This is a genomic window from Pseudomonas sp. SWRI50, from assembly GCF_014269095.1.
Classification (GTDB): Bacteria; Pseudomonadota; Gammaproteobacteria; order Pseudomonadales; family Pseudomonadaceae; genus Aquipseudomonas; species Aquipseudomonas kermanshahensis.
On record NZ_JABWRW010000005.1, the window covers coordinates 206,260 to 223,985 of the forward strand.

Genomic DNA, 17,726 nt, shown 5'->3' on the forward strand with positions numbered 1-17,726 from the left:
CTGGCGATGGCGCGGCAGACACTCGCAGAGCAACTGGCAGCATCCTTGGCAGTGCAGATCGGCAACGGCACGTACCGTATTGGCGAACGCCTGCCGTCCCTGCGCGAGTGCATGCGTTTGTTCGGCCATTCGAAAAACACCGTGATCAATGCCTATGAGTCGCTGGCTTCGCAAGGCTTGGTCGAGCCGCGCCACGGGCAAGGTTTTTTCGTCAAGCAGGGCGCGCCACGCAGCAACGAGCCAGAGGAGCCACTGCCCTACACCCGGGCGATGGACACCATTTGGCTGATGCGTCAGCAGTTCGTCCGCGAGCCTGGCCATTCGCCGTTGGGCGAGGGCTTTCCGCCGGTGGAGTGGTTGATGGACATGCGCCTGGACAAGTTCACCCGGCAAATCATGCGCACAGGCGTCACCACGCTGTTTCGTTATGGCAACCGCCTGGGCAACGCCAGCCTGCGTCAACACCTGGTGCAAAAGCTGGCCAGCTATGCAATCACCGCCAGCCCCAGGCAAATCGTCACCACCCACGGCGCCAACCATGCGCTGGACCTGATCATTCGCCGCTTCATCGCCCCAGGCGACAGCGTGTTGGTGGAAGACCCTGGCTACTACCCGCTGTTTGGCAAGCTGCAGTTGCAAGGCGCACGCATGCTCTCGGTACCTCGGCTGGCAGATGGGCCGGACATCGAGGTGCTGGAGCAGCACCTGCGCCTGCATAAACCCAAGCTTTTCTTCATCCAGTCTGTCGGCCACAACCCGACGGGGTCTGATATTTCCCCCAGCAAGGCGCATCGGTTGGTGCAATTGGCTGAAGAACACAACTTCCTGCTGGTGGACGATGATGCAATGGCCGATTTCAAACCGGCCGCGGCAATCAAGGTGTCGGCATTGGACCAATTGCAGCGCTCACTGTATGTCGGCAGCTTCTCCAAGTCGGTGTCTGCGGCCTTGAGAGTGGGCTTTATCGCCGGCAGCAAAGAGGTGATCGATGAACTGGGCGACCTGAAGATGCTGCTGCACACCAGCACCTCGGAGCTGTGCGAGCGCACGGTCGACGTCATCCTCACCGAAGGGCACTTCCTGCGCCACGTGATCCGCCTTCAAGAGCGCTTGAAAGCCGCTACCAGCGCGGGCTTGCAGATGCTCGACGGGATCGGCGCCGAGGTATTCGCGCGGCCCGAGCAAAGCCTGTACCTGTGGGCCAGGTTTGCCCATGTCGACGACGCCAGGGAGCTGACCCGGCAATTACTGCCCAAGGGCTTCATGATTGCCCCAGGGCATATCTTTGCGCCGGAGCAGGCGCGGGTTAACCCTTGGACGCGCTTGAACGTGGCCTATTTGAATGATGCGTTGCTCAAGGCGGTGTTGGGGCGTGAGGCAGAGTAAGGTCAGTCTTGCGTGAAGTTGTCTCCTCAAGGGGACATGCATTTGCCGCACACCGCTTAAAGTTCTCTGCAAATCCGAAATGGCCCAGGCCAACAAGCATAACAATCCGGAGATGCAGTGCGATGCACACCCCCCTAGCCGAGCCTCGTCGCTCACTTTACTTCGATTACCAGGTTTTTCCTGCACACACCGTCAGCGTGAATCCCACCCCGGCGCAGCGATACCCTGTGGTGATTGTCGGTGCTGGCCCCATTGGCCTGACCACCGCGCTGGACCTGGCTCGCTACGGTATACCGTCGGTGGTTCTGGAGTCTGAACAGCAGGTCAGCGAAGGCAGCAGAGCCATCGTCTTCACCCGTCGATCGCTGGAAATTCTGCAGCAAGTCGGCCTCTCTGAACGCGTCACTTCGGCGGGCCTGGCCTGGCGCTTTGGCAATTCCTACTACCGTAATCAACGGGTGTTTCGCATGGAGGCGCCGCACGGCACGGACGACCGCTTCGCGCCCATGACCAACCTGCAGCAGCCTTGCCTGGAGCAGTTCCTGGTTGACGCCTGCCAGGCCAATCCGATGATCGAGCTGCGCTGGGGCAACCAGGTCAAAGCGCTGACCCAGGCTGACGATCACGCGACACTCATGGTCGATACCCCGGCAGGCGAGTACAGCCTGCAAGCCAATTGGGTAATTGCGGCCGATGGCGCCCGCTCGGCGATTCGAAGCTTGCTGGGCTTGCAACTGGAAGGCGCTTCGTACGAAGGGCGCTTTGTGATTGCCGACATCAAGATTGAGCTCGACCTGCCGACCGAACGCCTGGCGTTTTTCGACCCGCATTGGAACCCGGGCAATACCGTGCTCATGCACCGCGAGCCGGGCAATATCTGGCGCATCGATTATCAGTTGGCGCGCGATGAAACGCCGGAACAGGCCTTGTCTGCCGACTCCCTGCGCACGCGCATCAATGCACAGTTGGGCATCCTAGGGGTAGAGAACCCGCAGTGGGAACTGGACTGGTGTTCCGTTTACTCGGCGCGCGCACTGACACTACCGAATTACCTGCATGATCGGGTCATTTTCACCGGCGATGCTGCGCACCTGTTGCCCATTTTCGGTGTGCGTGGCGCCAACACCGGCTTCCAGGACTGCCACGACCTGGGCTGGAAGCTGGCGCTGACCATCAAGGGCGTCGCCGGCCCGGGCCTGCTTGCCTCATACAGCGCGGAGCGGGTGGGGGCCGCGCGCGAGATCATTGCCGAAGCAGGGAAGAGTACCCGCTTCATGACACCACCCACTTCGGGCTATCGCCTGTTGCGCGATGCCGTGTTGTCGCTGTCGCTGACCCAGGCTTTCGTGCGCCCGCTGTATCATTGGCGTACCTCTCGACCGCATGATTATGTGGACTCCGCGCTCAACTACAGGCACGACGACAACTCACTTTTCACCTGCGGGCCTCACCAGGGAGCGCCTCTGCTGAACATTCGCCTAGGCGATGATCAGTTCCTGTTCGACACGCTGGGGGCAGCATTCTACTTGTTGTATTTCACCGATGCGGGTGAAGTGCCAGGCGAGATTCAGGCACAGATTCAATCCCTTCGCGAGAACGGCGTCCCCCTGCAGTTGCTGGCGATCGCCAGTAATCGACAACGCGAGGTAAGTGGCGCTGACGGCTTGATAGACGACCACAACGGCCATCTGCGCACCCGTTATGGCGCTTCGGCAGGCGGTGCCTACCTGGTGCGCCCAGATCAGCACGTATGCGCCCGCTGGCAGCACCTCACTGGGCCCGCCTTGCGTGATGCCGTCGAAACCGCCTTGGGCAAGGAGTGAGAACATCATGGAACACAAGCAACTGACCATTAGCGACGTTGAACACCTGTACGACCAGCTCGCGGGGGCCCTCGATCAAATCTCAGCGGCAAAACGCGAACTGTTTCTGGTGAAACTGGCGCTGCTCAGTGCCCATGCCCTTGGCGACGCTGAGCAATTCCAGGCGCTGACGCACACAGCATTGCTGGACCTGTAACTAGCAGGCTCGCCCCTTGCAGTTGCCACCGGTTTGTCTGTTCAAACCGGTGAGCCTTCCTATAACAATAATCAGGAAGCCCCCCAATGACGCGTTGTCATATTGCGAACGCGGCCACCTCGACGGCCGCTGCTGAAGACCGCTACCAGCACGTGTGTAAAAAAATCTCGAAAAGGCTGATCGGCTTCTTGTTTGTCTGCTTCGTGCTGTCGTTTCTGGACCGCATCAACATCGGTTTCGCCGGCCTGACCATGATGGGCGATCTGGGCCTGACGGGTACTCAATTTGGCCTGGCCAGCACGTTTTTCTACATCGCTTACATTGCCTGTGGTATCCCCAGCAACATCGCTCTGGCGCGTATCGGCGCCCGTCGCTGGATTGGCAGCCTGATGATTGCCTGGGGGCTGGCGTCCACGTGCACGCTGTTTGCCACTGATGCCACCTCGCTTTACCTGTTGCGCATGCTCGTGGGGGTGACTGAGGCTGGGTTTCTGCCTGGCGTATTGCTTTACCTGACCTTTTGGTTCCCATCGGCCTATCGGGCCCGCGCCAATGCACTGTTCATGATCGCCATGCCGTTTACCGCCGGGTTCAGCTCTGCTTTGTCCGGGCTCATTCTGGGCTTGGACGGTATCTGGGGCCTGAAGGGCTGGCAGTGGCTGTTCTTGCTCGAAGGCCTGCCTTCAGTGGTGATGGGGTGCGTTGTGTTCAGTTATCTGGATGACCGCCCGCAGCAGGCGAAGTGGCTGGATAGCGAGGAACAGGCGTTGCTGCACCACGCCCTGTCTGCGGACCGGGCTTCTGGCTCAGCAGCCGCCACACAAGATGCTCGGAGTGTGTGGCGCGAACTGGCCTCTCCGCGGATCCTGCTGTTTTGTCTGGTTTATTTCTGCCTCGTCAATACATTGGCAATGATTGCCGTGTGGACGCCGTTGATCGTCAAAAGCTTCAACAGTGTCAGCAGTAATCAGTCGATTGGTTTACTGGCCGCTATCCCTCAAGTCTGCACCATCATCCTGATGATCGTCTGGGGTCTGCACTCGGACCGCACACGCGAGCGCCGCTGGCACCTGGTGCTGCCCATGCTAATGGCTGCGATAGGCTGGATCCTCACAGCAGTGTCGAGCTACCCCGCGATGCAATTGCTGGGGGTATGCATGGCGGCCAGCGGTTCCTACAGCGCCATGTCGATCTTCTGGACCACGCCTGACCAGGCGTTGAGTTTCAATGCCCGTGCGGTGGGGATTGCGGTGATCAACGCTGTGGGCAATATCGGCTCGGCCGTCAACCCGTTGGTCATCGGTTGGCTAAAAGACCTGACCTTGAGTTTCAGCTCAGGCTTTGCCTATGCCGCTACCTTGATGATACTGGGGGCACTGCTGGCCCTGCGCCTGCCGATCTCGACGCCAGAGCACCAGCCTTGAAGGGTGATAAAGTGTCAGGTACGTAGTTGGCATCAACCCTGCGCCTGACACGTTTAGAGAGTCCGCCATGCAATACTGGCCCTTGCGCCCCGGCAGTGGTGAGCACAGCCTCAACATTGCTCACACCGCCAACCTGTTCGCCAGGGTTGGCCAGAACCGCAGCCGTTTCCTCGCAGCAGATTTGCTGCAAGTGATCGGCACAGGCGTGCCATTGGCCCAATGCACGATCTTTGCTTATCCGAAGCGGCGCAATGCCGAGGTGTTCTCCTTTGCGGACCGGGCGCGAGAGGTCTCGCTGCCCGTGATTTCCAACAAGTATGTGCAGCGCTTCTTTGGCCTGGACGGCAATCAGCTCGCTATGAGCCAAAACAGCTGCCTCGCCAACACCCTTGTGCAGCGCCAGTCCATCGATGACATCACGCACCCGGAGTACCGGCGCATTTGCTACGAGCAGCCACAGATTTCTGAACGCGTTGCCTTGCTGACGCTGTGCGAAAGCAACAGGTGGTTGTCGGTTAACTTCTACCGTGGCCGCGAGCATGGGCGGTTCTCTCAGCGGGAGATTCACTACTTGGAAGCCCTGGCGCCGCTGCTTATTCAGGCTGTACGCCTGCACTATCACGCCCACCTGCAAGCCAGCGAGATGCCGTTGTTGATGGCCGAGCGGGTGATGAAGCAGCAGCCTGTGGCGCTGACCTTGCGTGAGCAGGACCTGCTACGCCTGATGCTCAGCGGCCTTGCGGTGGAAGAGATTGCAGAGCAACTGGGCGTTCGGCCTGTCAGTGCGGCCACCTATGTGAAGCGACTTTACCGTAAACTGGGTATCAATGGGTTGCGCGAGCTGTTCGGGTTGGCCACGCAAGCTCAGTGGGTTTGAACTGTGCGGATCGATGATCCCATGAGGGCTCTATCATGCGCCGATTGATGATGTTGCTCGCCATCACAGCAATCGCAGGTTGCCAGGCGCCCATGCCGGCCGCCAACCCGCAGATGGCCTGGGTCGATTTCTCAGTGCCGTTCCCCAACGACAGGGTGCTGATGGCTGAACGTCTCGACAATCAGCGCCTGCGCGACGGTCGCTTTTTTCAGGTCAGCCCTGGCAGCCATGAGCTGATTGTTCGTTTCGACTTCGAGGCCAGCGGTGGCTCAGGCATGAGCATGATGGGGGGCAGCACCGTTCGCGAATGCTACCTGACCCTCAACTACCCGCACTTCAAGGCGGGCCAGCGCTACGTGCTGGAGGCGCGCTCGATGGCCTTGACGCCGGAGGCGCGGTTGTACGATGCCCAGGGGCAGAAGGTTGCAGAGGTGAGCGAGTTCTATTGTCTTATGTGAGTGATACCGGCCGTATGAATCGTCCGCTGTTCGTTTCTCTGGATGGGCCCAAAGGCACCGGCAAGACCACCTTGCTGGAGGCCATTACGAAAGTATTGAGGGCAGGCAACAACAAGGTAATCCGACTTTGCGAGCGCAATAACGACCCCAACAGGGGTGAAACCATGGCCTTGGTCAACCAACTTGCCAGAAACCCTTGCCGGGAACTGGAGTTAGGGGTTTGTGAGCGCTTGGCCGATAGCCGAAGCTGGATCTCACAGCATGTGCTGCCCAAGCAGCCACCTGGCAGCATCATCCTGATCGATCGCTGGTACCCCTCCGATGCCGCGTTTCGGCGGACAGTGCCGTTTGCGGAGATTCTGCGGTTGAACATCGAGCGAAACGTGCGCGTGCCAGACCTGCATGTCGGCGTGGTCACCGACCCTGAGGTTTCATGGGCGAGGGCCGCGGCGCGCTCGCGTGGGTTGGGGAGCACGGTGATGTTCAACCTGGGGGAACAGGTGGCCAGTACCGAGGCATTCGAGCGGGCGGTGGCGGAGCAGGGGTGGGTGTTGTGCCGGAATGAAGGGACGGTGGAAGAGGCGACGATGCAGGTGGTTTCGCAGATTTACAGGGTGTTGGGATGCCAGTAAACGCTGCTTGATCCACGTGGCGCGTGAAGAGATCCATGGTGGAGTACAAATGTACTCCCAGCTGCCGATTTCGAACCTAGATGACAGTATCAAGGGCCGGGGTGTTACCCGGCCGGGTACGGTCTATGCTCGAACCGTGAATCATGCATTGCCCTTCTACAGCCTGCCTGTTCGTCCTGGCTGATTACACTGTTCGCATCGCCACACATGGAGTACCCGGGATGGGCTGCATGTTGATCGCTCGTGCTGCTCTGAAGCCAGGTGGCCTATGGCGTGTGCTTATTGCTACAGCGCCTTCAGGCGGCAGAGGGCCGCAGCCATGAGCAATCCAGGGCGCGGCTATTCCTTGCAATGGCTGGTGGCGTTGGCCATTGTGCTGGGCATGTCGCTGCTGGGCGCGGGGCTTGCCTGGCAGGGCTATCGTGGTGTCCAGCAGACGCTGGTGGCTGCCGCCGGCGACACTGCCCGGCAGTTCGGCAAGACCATCGATGAACGCGCCCGTCGCATGGTTGACCCCGTGCAGAGCAGCATCCGCCTGCTGGCCTTCAACCCGACGGCCAGCACCCTCGCGCAGCGCCTGGAACGGCTACCGCAGCTGGTCGAAAGCCTCAACGCCAACAAGATGCTGAGCGCCGCTTATATGGGCTACCCCAATGGCGAGTTCTTACTGGTGCGCAGGCTCAAGGACCCGCAACTGCTCCAGCGTTACGCCGCACCTGCAGGAACCGCGTTTCTGGTGCAGAGCGTCAGCAAGGGCGACGGTGGCACGCTGCTGGGGGAGTGGCGGTTCTACGACACGGCGCTGGCGCTACTCAAGTCCGAGGCCAAGCCGAACTACCGCTATGATCCCCGCGTACGCCCCTGGTTTGTCGAAGCATCCGGGCAATCCACCACTGTCTTTACCCACCCCTACGTGTTCTTCACCACCCGCGAGATCGGCATGACCATGGCCCAGCGCAGCGTCGACGGCGGCTCGGTGGTCGGCATGGACGTCTCGGTCGACGACCTGGCCAGCGAAACCCGCGACATGCGCATGACCGCAGGCACCGAGATCGCCGTGGTAGACGGGAAGGGCAGTGTGGTGGCGTACCCGGACCTGGCGCGGGTCATCGTGCATGAAGGGGAGGCCGTGCGCCTGTCCCGTATCACCGAGCTGGGCATCCCGAGCCTGGCACAGCTCTACGCGCGCTTGCCCCAGGGCAGCCAGCCTGAAGCGTTCCAGGTGGACGGTGAAACCTGGTACGGCATGCTCGAGCAACTGACGACCCTGGCCGGGCAAGACTTGCAGGTGCTGATTGCCGTGCCGGCCCACGAACTGCTGGCCGACGCACGCAAGGTGCTGGTCGAGCAGCTGCTCTGGGCCGCAGTGCTGATGGGCGTGTTGCTGCCGCTCGGCGGCTTGCTGGGCCGGCGAATCGGCCGCCCGCTGCGCCTTCTGGCCGATCAGGTGCGTGGCCTGGCCAGCTTCGATTTCAGCCGTGAGGTGGGGGTTGAGTCGCAGGTGACCGAGGTGCGTGAGTTGAGCCGGGTGCTTGGTCGCATGTCCGGGACTATCCGCAACTTCCAGGCGATCACCCTGACGCTCAGCCGTGAAAGCCAGTTGGAACACATGCTCGACGGGGTGCTCACCCCACTGGTGGATGCTGCCGGGGCCAGCGCTGGCGCGGTGTACCTGTTCGATGCCGAGCGCGACGTGTTGCGCCTGGCCGCCGCCTGCCGAGGCGAGGGCTACCCAGAGGCGTTGCCGATTGGCGAGCACGCCCCTGATAAGCTGGCGAACGCCGTGACACAGGCCCTGGCATTACAGGGCCGCGGTCACGCGGTGGTGCTCAATGATCGTGGTCATGCGTTGCTCGGCATCCTGGTGCTGCAGCTGGCAAGTGAGCAGGCGCTTGATGGAATGGGCGAACCGTTCCGACGCTTTGTCGAGGAACTGTCCGGCGCTGCTGCCGTGGCAATCGAGACCCGCCAGCTGGTCGAGGACCAGCAGCGCCTGCTCGATGCCATGATCAAGCTGCTGGCCGATGCCATCGATGCCAAGAGTGCCTACACCGGAGGCCACTGCGAACGCGTGCCGCAACTGGCGCAGATGCTGTTGGACAAGGCCGTGGCGGCCGACAGCGGCCCCTACGCCGGTTTCACCATGAGCGAGGCCGAGCGTTATGAGTTTCGGGTAGCGGCCTGGTTGCATGATTGCGGCAAAGTCACCAGCCCCGAATATGTGGTGGACAAGGCTACCAAGCTGGAGACCCTGTACAACCGCATCCATGAGGTGCGCATGCGCTTCGAGGTGCTCTGGCGCGACGCCGAGCTGGTGTACTGGCAAGGCGTGGCCAGCGGCGCGGATCGGCAGGTGCTGCAATGTACGCTTGATCAGAGCAAGGTTGAACTGCAGGAGGCGTTCGCCTTCGTCGCCAAGGCCAATATTGGCGGCGAGTGCATGCAGGACGAAGACGTCGAGCGTTTGCGCCGCATCGGCGAGCGGCGCTGGCAGCGCCATTTTGACAACCGCCTGGGCATCTCCCGCGACGAAGAGGCGCGCTTTGCCGGTGCGCCGCCTGTGCAACTGCCGGTGGACGAACCGCTACTGGCCGACCGCAGCGAACACCGGGTGCCCTGGGGGCCGCGCAAACCACCGGTGGCCAAAGGCGACCCGCGCAATGTCTGGGGTTTCGACATGCGCCTGCCGGCCAATGCCAGCGACCATGGCGAGTTGTACAACCTGTCGATCCGCCGCGGCACGCTGAACGACGAGGAGCGCTTCAAGATCAACGAACACATCGTGCAGACCATCATCATGCTCAGTTCGCTGCCGTTTCCGCGTCAGATGCGGCGTGTGCCCGATATCGCCGGTAACCATCATGAAAAAATGGACGGCACTGGCTACCCGCGGCGGTTGGGCAAGGCAGACCTGGGTATCGCCGAATGGGTGATGGCGATCGCCGATATCTTCGAGGCACTGACGGCGGCGGATCGGCCGTACAAGGCGCCGAAGACCCTGTCCGAATCGGTGAAGATTCTGGTGTTCATGGCACGGGACAACCATGTGGATGGTGAACTGCTGCGCTTGTTCCTGAGCAGTGGCGTGTATCGGGAATATGGCGAGCGGTTCTTGCGGGCAGAGCAGATGGATGAGGTGGATGTAGGGTATTGGCTAGGGCAGATCTAGGCGAGCGTTGGCCCGAAATGGCGAACGCGCACTGTAGAGTCCGCCTTGGCGGCGATGCGACCTTTTAGGCCCATTCGCCGGCAGGCGGATACCTACGCTTTGCGCGGATTACTTGATCAGCGGTACGCCGCTGAGCTTCTGCAACTCGTCGAAGTCGATGTCGGCGCAGATCTCGACCACTTTCAGCCCGTCGGACGTCACGTCCAGCACGGCCAGGTCGGTGTAGATGCGGCTGACGCACCCAATGCCAGTCAGCGGATAAGTGCACTCGGGCACGATCTTGCTTTCGCCTGACTTGGTCAGGTGGTCCATCATCACGAACACCTGGCGGGCGCCGGTGGCCAGGTCCATCGCGCCGCCTACGGCCGGGATCGAGCCTTCGGCGCCGGTGTGCCAGTTGGCCAGGTCACCTTTGGCCGACACTTGGAAGGCGCCCAGTACGGCGATGTCCAGGTGGCCGCCACGCATCATCGAGAAGGAGTCGGCGTGGTGGAAGAAGGCACCCCCGGTAAGCAGGGTCACGTGCTGCTTGCCGGCGTTGATCAGGTCATCGTCTTCTTCGCCCGGCGCGGGGCTTGGGCCCATGCCCAGCAGACCGTTCTCGCTGTGCAGGAACACTTCCTTGTCGCCCAGGTAGTTGGCCACCATGGTCGGTGCGCCGATGCCCAGGTTGACGTAGGCGCCTTCCTGAATGTCTGCGGCCACGCGCTGGGCCATCTCGGTGCGGGAGAGCTTTTTGGTGATGGTCATGGCAGGCCTCAGACAGCGTTGGCGATCGAAGAAGCGGCAGCGCCGGTGACGGCGACCACGCGCTGGACGAAGATACCCGGGGTGATGATGTGTTCCGGGTCCAGTTCACCGAGTTCGACAATCTGGTCGACCTGGGCAATGGCGGTTTTGGCGGCCATGGCCATGATCGGGCCGAAGTTGCGAGCGGCCTTGCGGTAAACCAGGTTGCCCCAACGGTCACCCTTGTGCGCCTTGATCAGCGCGAAGTCAGCGTGCAGCGGCATTTCCAGGACGTACTGGCGGCCGTCGATCTCACGGGTTTCTTTGCCTTCGGCCAGTAGGGTGCCGTAGCCGGTCGGCGAGAAGAACGCACCGATGCCCGAGCCCGCGGCGCGGATACGCTCGGCCAGGTTACCTTGTGGTACCACTTCGAGTTCGATCTTGCCGGCCCGGAACAGTTCGTCGAAGACATAGGAGTCGGACTGGCGCGGGAACGAGCAGACCACCTTGCGCACGCTGCCCGCCTTGAGCAGCGCGGCCAGGCCGACCTCACCGTTGCCGGCGTTGTTGCTGATGATGGTCAGGTCGCGGGTACCGGTGGCGATCAGAGCATCAATCAGCTCAGACGGCATACCGGCAGTGCCGAAGCCACCGACCATAATGGTCGAACCGTCGGTGATGCCTTCCACCGCGCTGGCGATGGACTCAAACGTTTTATTGATCAAAGCGAGCTCCTGGTTTTTCCTGGAGTAGGGATTGTCGACCTGGCCGGCGCGCTTCGAAGCGACTGGGCCAGTCAGCGCCTAGGAAATGTTTGCTGACTGCCGATAGCGTGCCGCAAGATTGGGCACAAGTAGAGAGAGGGGAGCGGATTTTGTGCGATTATCGAACTATTGTGCGGTGTGCGGGTATTGTTGATGGGCATCTCAGCCCAGGTTGTCTTTGAATCGTGCTGGCGTCATTGCGCAAATTACAGGTCGTTTTCTCTACCCGCGAGATACTCGAACAGCTTGGCCGCCTCAGGCGATAGCTGGGTCTCACCTGCAACCCCTACATACAGCGTTCGCATGGCCCAGTCATCAGTGAGCCTGATGGCTTGGATCTGCGTCCCTAGCAGCTCTTTCCTCACTGATGCCAGTGGCAGAACGCCCACGCCAAGGCCGGCCTCGATCATCCTGCAGATCCCATCGAAGCTGCTGACCTGAATGCGAACCTTCAGCATCTTTCCGTTCGCTACTGCTGCGTCAGTCAAGCGCCGCAGCAGGGAACTGCCTTGGTTGAGTGCCACGAAATCGTAGTCTAGCGCGTCCGCCAGCGCTATCTCGCTCGATGCAGTCAGTGGGTGATCAGTGGGCACCAGCAGCACCAGTTGATCACGCCGGTAGACCCTCTTCAACAGCCCCTCAGACGCGACGTTGTCAGCAAAAATCCCGATGTCAGCTCGGCCATTGAAAACAGCGTCCACAATGTCGTCGCTGAGCGCTTCGTCCATCCCTATGCGGACATGCGGGTTATCGGCAAGGTAGCACGCCAGATCCTGGGGTAGAAATTGCACGACAGCAGACGTGTTGGCGGTCAGTCGAACGTGACCCCGCACCCCCATGGCAAAGTCATTTGCATCGCAGGCCATACGGTTGACGCTCTCGAGTATATGCCGAGCGTGATCAGCGATGCCTCGACCCGCTGCAGTCAATTCCACCCCGCGTGGCAAGCGGACGAACAGTGCGCAGTCGGTAATTCGCTCTAGCTCAGACAGGCGCTTGCTCGCGGTAGAGAGCGTCATGTTTGCGCGATGGGCCGCTTGGGTCAGATTGAGCGTTTCTGCCGCGAAGACCAGGAGGCGTAGGGATACCAAATCAACATGTAGAAGGCTCATCAACGGCTCCTAGCCTTTCGATTTTGGAAAGGGTACTGGATAATTTCGCAATTTTCATCATGCACAATGAGAGGGATCATCCTGCCATAACAACCAACAAGAGCGGATGACGCCATGACCCTCCCATTACAAGGCATCAAGGTCATCGAAATGGGGCAGCTGATTGCTGGCCCGTTTGCTGCAAAGATGCTCGCCGAGTTCGGTGCCGACGTTATCAAGATCGAGCCACCTGTGACCGGCGACCCTCTGCGCAAATGGCGCATGCTCCACAACGGAACGTCCGTATGGTGGGCTTCTCAATCGCGTAACAAGCGCTCTATTACGCTGGATCTGCGTCAGGCTGAGGCCCATGATGTGGTCAAACGGCTGGTTGGAGACGCTGATATCCTCATCGAAAACTTCCGCCCCGGCACGCTTGAAAAGTGGGGCCTAGGGTGGGACGTCCTGCGCGAAATCAACCCACGCCTGGTCATGCTGCGTGTGTCTGGCTACGGGCAGAGCGGCCCTTACCGTGACTTACCGGGCTTTGGTGTCATTGGAGAGGCCATGGGGGGCTTACGCCATCTTTCCGGTGAGCCAGGGCGTACGCCTGTGCGGGTTGGGGTGTCGATCGGTGACTCTCTGTCTGCGCTTCATGGGGTGATTGGCGTTCTTCTGGCTTTGCGCCATAGAGAGCAGAACAACGGCGAGGGGCAGCAGGTTGATGTCGCGCTGTACGAGTCTGTGTTCAACATGATGGAAAGCCTGATCCCTGAGTACTCGGTATTCGAGGCCATTCGCCAACCGGCTGGCAGCAGCCTGCCTGGGATCGCACCCACAAACGCATACCGTTGCAAGGATGGAAAGTATGCGCTGATCGCTGGTAATGGGGACAGCATCTATCGCCGCCTGATGGAGAAGATTGATCGTCTCGATCTCGCCAATGATCCTGAGCTTGAGCAGAACGATGGCCGCGTTCGACACGTGGCCCGCATCGACGCTGCGATCTCAACCTGGACGGCCGAGCGCTCGCTTGAAGAAGTCCTGGATGCGCTGAACGATGCGCGCATTCCTGCCGGCAAGATCTACGACGCCGCCGATATCGCAGCCGACCCCCATTACCAGGCTCGTGACATGTTGCTGGCGAGCACGCTGGACGATGGAACACCGGTCACCCTGCCAGGCATCGTGCCCAAGCTCCTTTCCACGCCAGGGCAATTGCGATCAAGGGCACCGACCCTCGGCGAGCACACCGACCACGTCTTGAATGCGTACGGCATCGATGCGCAAACCCGTGAACAGTGGCGCGCACGCGGCATTATTTGAAGTACGGAGTAACCTGATGAAACGTCTATTTATGCAAGAAGTCGCAACCCGTGACGGCTTCCAGAACGAATCAACCTTCATCGAGACGGCTGACAAGATTTCGATGATCGACACGCTTAGCCAGTGCGGCTTCGCCAAAATTGAGGTGACCTCGTTTACCTCGCCCAAGGCGATTCCGGCGCTGCGTGACGCAGAAGCCGTGATGCATGGCATCAAACGCCAGCCCGGAGTCGAGTATACGGTGCTCGTTCCCAATGTCCGGGGTGCCGAGCGCGCATTGGGTTGCGGAATCGACGAGGCCAATCTGGTCATGTCGGTGAGCGAACCCCACAACAGGTCCAATCTGCGCATGACCCGTGAAGACTCCTTTGCTCAATTGAAGGAAGTCGTCTCGGTTATTGGCCAAGGCCCCGTTGCCGTGAACGTGTCGCTCTCTACGGTATTCGGTTGTCCGATGCAGGGCGATGTGGCGTTTTCAGAGGTAATGAGCTGGGTTGCCCGCTTCGCAAATTTGGGTGTGCGTGGGGTTACGCTGTGTGACACCACAGGCATGGCGTTCCCTTCTCAGGTGCAAGCCTTGTCAGCTGAAGTGCTTAAACGCTTCCCTGAACTGCAGGTGACGTTACATTTCCACAACACCCGCGGCATGGCCCTGGCGAACACGTTGGCCGCACTCGAGGCCGGGGTCGATCGGTTTGACGCTTCACTCGGTGGGCTGGGCGGCTGTCCCTACGCCCCGGGCGCGAGTGGCAATGTGTGTACTGAAGACCTCGTTCATATGCTCGACCTGATCGGATACGACACCGGCGTCGACTTGGACAAAATCCTCCTGGCCTCAGCACGCCTACCGGGGTTGATCGGGCACTCAACGCCCAGCCAGATCCTCAAGGCGGGTAAGCGCCTGAACCTGCATCCCATCCCTGATCACGTCCACAACATGACCAAGCAAGTCGTGTCGGCGATACCGGAGGGGGCGAAGTGATTGACCACCTGGACCATCTGGTACTTACCACCATTGATGTCGAGGCGTGCAAAGACTTCTATGTCCGCGTCATGGGCATGCGCATCGAGACCTTCGGGGCAGGGCGCCTGGCGTTCTGTTTTGGCAATCAGAAGATCAATGTCCACGTCCGCGGTCAGGAGTTCGAGCCGAAGGCCCATCTGCCCGTTCCTGGCGCATTGGACTTGTGCTTCATCGCCAGCGTCGGTCTAGAACAGGTGATTGCACATCTGCAGGCCCAGGCGTGGCCGATCGTTGAAGGGCCCATTCAGCGCACGGGCGCCACTGGGCCTATCCGTTCAGTCTACGTGCGCGACCCAGATCTCAACCTGATCGAGATTTCCGAGCTGCTGTGAACGCGCTCGCGTCCTGACAAAATAACAAGAGGTACTTCATGAATATCGTATTCCTGGACGGCGCCAGCCTGCCGTCTGCCATGCCGCGCCCCACATTTGCTAACAGCTGGACTGTCCGCGAGCGCACTGGCTCTGACGAGGTGGTCGCTGCGCTTGCAGATGCCCAGGTCGCCATTACTAACAAGGTGAAATTGGGGCGGGTGCAGCTTGAACAACTCTCTGGGTTGAAGCTGATCTGCGTCGCAGCGACCGGTTATGATTGCATCGACATCGCAGCGTGCAGGGATTTGGGCGTTACCGTTTGCAATGCACCGGCTTACTCAGCGGTAAGCGTTGCTGAAGCAGTTGTCGCCTCGCTGTTCGCACTCCGCAGGCGCCTCTTCGAATACCGTGAGGCCGCGTCACGTCACTGGCCCACCTCCAATCACTTCTGCGTGCACGGTACGCCGATCCTCGACATCCGGGGCGCCACCCTGGGTATTGTGGGGCGCGGTGATATCGGAAGTAGGGTGGCCCGGTTGGCTTCAGCGCTCGAGATGAAGGTGATCTTCGCCGAGCATCGCGGCGCGGCCACTGTCCGTGACGGTTATGTCTCGTTCGAAGACATGCTGCAGCAGTCGGACGCCATTACGCTGCACTGCCCGCTGACCGCGCAAACCCAGCATCTGATCGGCGCACCGCAGCTTGCTCAGATGAAGCCCGGAGCCCTGTTGATCAACACCGCTCGTGGGTCGCTCATTGACGAACACGCACTCCTCGAAGCCTTGCACTCCGGTCACCTCGGTGGCGTTGCGCTTGATGTGCTGGATGGAGAGCCACCGCGCGCTGATCACCCATTACTGAACTGCCATCTGCCAAATCTCATCATCACGCCTCACGTCGGCTGGGCAAGCCAGAGCAGCGTATCCCGCCTCAAGGACATCTTGCTTTCGAACATCCAAGCCTTCGCCGCAGGGAAGCCGATCAACGTGGTCTGCTGACCGCACTAGCACTTACAACTTGAACAGGTAGAGCGCCATGACAAAAACAATCAGCTCTTCATCCGATATTCCTGACGCCCCGGTGATCAAACGCAAGCCATTTTATCACCATCTCTACGTGCAGGTTTTAGCGGCGATCTTGCTGGGTATCCTGCTGGGGCACATAAGCCCAGGTCTGGGTGAGCAGATGAAGCCGTTAGGCGATACGTTCATCAAGATGATCAAGATGCTGATCGCGCCGATCATCTTCTGCACCGTCGTGAGCGGCATCGCCAGCATGCAGAACCTCAAGAAGATCGGTCGTATTGGCTTCAAGTCTCTCGTGTATTTCGAAGTCTTGACTACCTTGGCACTGATTGTTGGCTTGATAGGTGTAAACCTGTTCAAGCCTGGGGTAGGGATGCACATTGATCCCGCTACGCTGGATGCATCCGCTATTGCTGGCTACACCAAGGCGGCACACGATCAAAGCGTTGTTGGCTTCCTGACACACATCATTCCCACCACCGTGTTTGGCGCCTTCGCTGACGGCGAGATCCTTCAGGTACTGTTTATCTCTGTGTTGTTCGCCTTTGGGCTCCAGCTGCTAGGGCCTATCGGCAAACCGCTGTTGGCGACGATTGATCTGGTTGCTCAAGCGTTCTTCCGGATGCTCAAAATCGTCATGTACGTGGCACCGCTGGGCGCTTTCGGTGGCATGGCATTCACGGTGGGCAAGTACGGTATCGGATCGCTCGCGGCCTATGGAAACCTGCTGATCTGCTACTACGTGACCGGCCTTGTGTTCGTGTTCGTGATCTTGAACCTTGCCGCTCGGCTGGCTGGTTTCCGCCTCTGGAAGTTTTTGAAGTACATCAGGGAAGAGCTGTTTCTGGTGCTCGGCACATCGTCCTCTGAGTCCGCGCTGCCGCGACTCATGACCAAGCTTGAGAAGCTTGGCTGCGAGAAGTCCACGGTGGGCCTGGTGGTGCCGTCAGGCTATTGCTTCAACCTGGACGGTAGCTGCATCAACATGACAGTGCTGGCCATCTTTATCGCCCAAGCCCTGGATATCGATGTATCGCTCTATCACCAGATAACGCTGCTGCTCATCCTGCTGCTGACTTCCAAGGGTGCAGCGAGCGTGACCGGGGGCGCGTTTATCACGCTGGCTGCGACGCTTGGCTCCATCGACGTCATTCCCGCTGCCGGCCTGGTGTTGGTGCTGGGCGTCTACCGGTTCATCTCTGAAGGCGGTGCACTGATCAATGTGATTGGTAACGGTGTCGCCGCACTGTTTGTGGCTCGCTGGGAAGGTGTTCTCGATCAAGAACAACTCAAACGCGAGCTGGGCTAGGTTTACGTGCTGGCCTTCCTAATGCCTGCCACGCACAGGTAGCAGGCGGGCTGGCGCGTAACTTTTCAGGTATGAGGCGAGCATGCCTCAGCCGTTCCGGTGTAAGCGCTATATGAGATATTCCGCGTGGAGTACAAATGTACTCCACGCGAGTGCGCTTCCAAAAGGCGAAGCGCTGT

The 17,726-nt window shown here is 60.1% G+C and carries 16 protein-coding genes; 13 read left to right on the forward strand and 3 right to left on the reverse strand.

The window, feature by feature from the left end:
* The first annotated feature begins 6 nt into the window (after positions 1-6).
* The 8 genes from HU750_RS08135 (at position 7) to HU750_RS08170 (ending at position 9,965) form a co-directional block, all read left to right on the forward strand.
* The gene (locus HU750_RS08135) at positions 7-1,386 is read left to right on the forward strand and encodes an aminotransferase-like domain-containing protein (protein WP_186678422.1); all 1,380 of its coding nucleotides are present in this window, start codon (positions 7-9) and stop codon (positions 1,384-1,386) included.
* Positions 1,387-1,508: 122 nt separating this feature from the next.
* Positions 1,509-3,209, forward strand: coding sequence for an FAD-dependent monooxygenase (locus HU750_RS08140; protein WP_186678424.1), 1,701 nt, complete (start codon positions 1,509-1,511; stop codon positions 3,207-3,209).
* Between the two features lie 7 nt (positions 3,210-3,216).
* The gene (locus tag HU750_RS08145; RefSeq protein ID WP_186678426.1) at positions 3,217-3,405 is read left to right on the forward strand and encodes a DUF2783 domain-containing protein; all 189 of its coding nucleotides are present in this window, start codon (positions 3,217-3,219) and stop codon (positions 3,403-3,405) included.
* Between the two features lie 86 nt (positions 3,406-3,491).
* Positions 3,492-4,829 (forward strand): MFS transporter, encoded by a 1,338-nt coding sequence (locus tag HU750_RS08150; protein WP_186678428.1) that lies wholly within the window; start codon positions 3,492-3,494, stop codon positions 4,827-4,829.
* A 67-nt stretch (positions 4,830-4,896) separates the two neighbouring features.
* On the forward strand, positions 4,897-5,706 hold the full coding sequence (locus HU750_RS08155) for a helix-turn-helix transcriptional regulator (protein WP_186678431.1): 810 nt from the start codon (positions 4,897-4,899) through the stop codon (positions 5,704-5,706).
* 35 nt (positions 5,707-5,741) lie between these two features.
* Complete coding sequence (locus HU750_RS08160) at positions 5,742-6,164, forward strand: PA0061/PA0062 family lipoprotein (RefSeq protein WP_099454204.1); 423 nt, start codon at positions 5,742-5,744, stop codon at positions 6,162-6,164.
* Positions 6,165-6,178: 14 nt separating this feature from the next.
* Positions 6,179-6,796, forward strand: coding sequence for a dTMP kinase (locus tag HU750_RS08165; protein ID WP_085272881.1), 618 nt, complete (start codon positions 6,179-6,181; stop codon positions 6,794-6,796).
* Positions 6,797-7,115: 319 nt separating this feature from the next.
* The gene (locus tag HU750_RS08170) at positions 7,116-9,965 is read left to right on the forward strand and encodes an HD domain-containing phosphohydrolase (RefSeq protein ID WP_186678433.1); all 2,850 of its coding nucleotides are present in this window, start codon (positions 7,116-7,118) and stop codon (positions 9,963-9,965) included.
* 108 nt (positions 9,966-10,073) lie between these two features.
* Here the strand turns inward: HU750_RS08170 and HU750_RS08175 are convergent, their stop codons facing one another.
* The 3 genes from HU750_RS08175 to HU750_RS08185 all read right to left on the reverse strand — a co-directional run bounded on the left by HU750_RS08175 (position 10,074) and on the right by HU750_RS08185 (position 12,570).
* Positions 10,074-10,715 (reverse strand): 3-oxoacid CoA-transferase subunit B, encoded by a 642-nt coding sequence (locus HU750_RS08175; RefSeq protein WP_027593312.1) that lies wholly within the window; start codon positions 10,713-10,715, stop codon positions 10,074-10,076.
* 8 nt (positions 10,716-10,723) lie between these two features.
* Positions 10,724-11,419 (reverse strand): 3-oxoacid CoA-transferase subunit A, encoded by a 696-nt coding sequence (locus HU750_RS08180; RefSeq protein WP_027593311.1) that lies wholly within the window; start codon positions 11,417-11,419, stop codon positions 10,724-10,726.
* A gap of 245 nt (positions 11,420-11,664) precedes the next feature.
* Positions 11,665-12,570 carry a LysR family transcriptional regulator gene (locus tag HU750_RS08185; RefSeq protein WP_412764911.1) on the reverse strand — a complete coding sequence of 302 codons (906 nt, stop codon included), beginning with the start codon at positions 12,568-12,570 and terminating at the stop codon, positions 11,665-11,667.
* Between the two features lie 114 nt (positions 12,571-12,684).
* Here HU750_RS08185 and HU750_RS08190 point away from each other — a divergent pair, with 114 nt between their 5' ends.
* The 5 genes from HU750_RS08190 to dctA are packed head-to-tail and all read left to right on the forward strand — an operon-like array spanning position 12,685 to position 17,547.
* Positions 12,685-13,875, forward strand: coding sequence for a CaiB/BaiF CoA transferase family protein (locus tag HU750_RS08190; RefSeq protein WP_186678435.1), 1,191 nt, complete (start codon positions 12,685-12,687; stop codon positions 13,873-13,875).
* A 16-nt stretch (positions 13,876-13,891) separates the two neighbouring features.
* A complete protein-coding gene (locus HU750_RS08195; RefSeq protein WP_186678437.1) occupies positions 13,892-14,857 on the forward strand; it encodes a hydroxymethylglutaryl-CoA lyase in 966 nt (321 codons plus the stop codon).
* Entirely contained in the window at positions 14,854-15,231 is a 378-nt protein-coding gene (locus HU750_RS08200) for a VOC family protein (RefSeq protein ID WP_186678439.1), read from the forward strand. Before HU750_RS08195 ends, HU750_RS08200 begins: the two co-directional genes overlap by 4 nt.
* Positions 15,232-15,269: 38 nt before the next feature.
* Positions 15,270-16,211 carry a D-2-hydroxyacid dehydrogenase gene (locus tag HU750_RS08205; RefSeq protein WP_186678441.1) on the forward strand — a complete coding sequence of 314 codons (942 nt, stop codon included), beginning with the start codon at positions 15,270-15,272 and terminating at the stop codon, positions 16,209-16,211.
* A gap of 37 nt (positions 16,212-16,248) precedes the next feature.
* A complete protein-coding gene (dctA, locus tag HU750_RS08210; RefSeq protein ID WP_099454197.1) occupies positions 16,249-17,547 on the forward strand; it encodes a C4-dicarboxylate transporter DctA in 1,299 nt (432 codons plus the stop codon).
* The last annotated feature ends 179 nt before the right edge of the window (positions 17,548-17,726 follow it).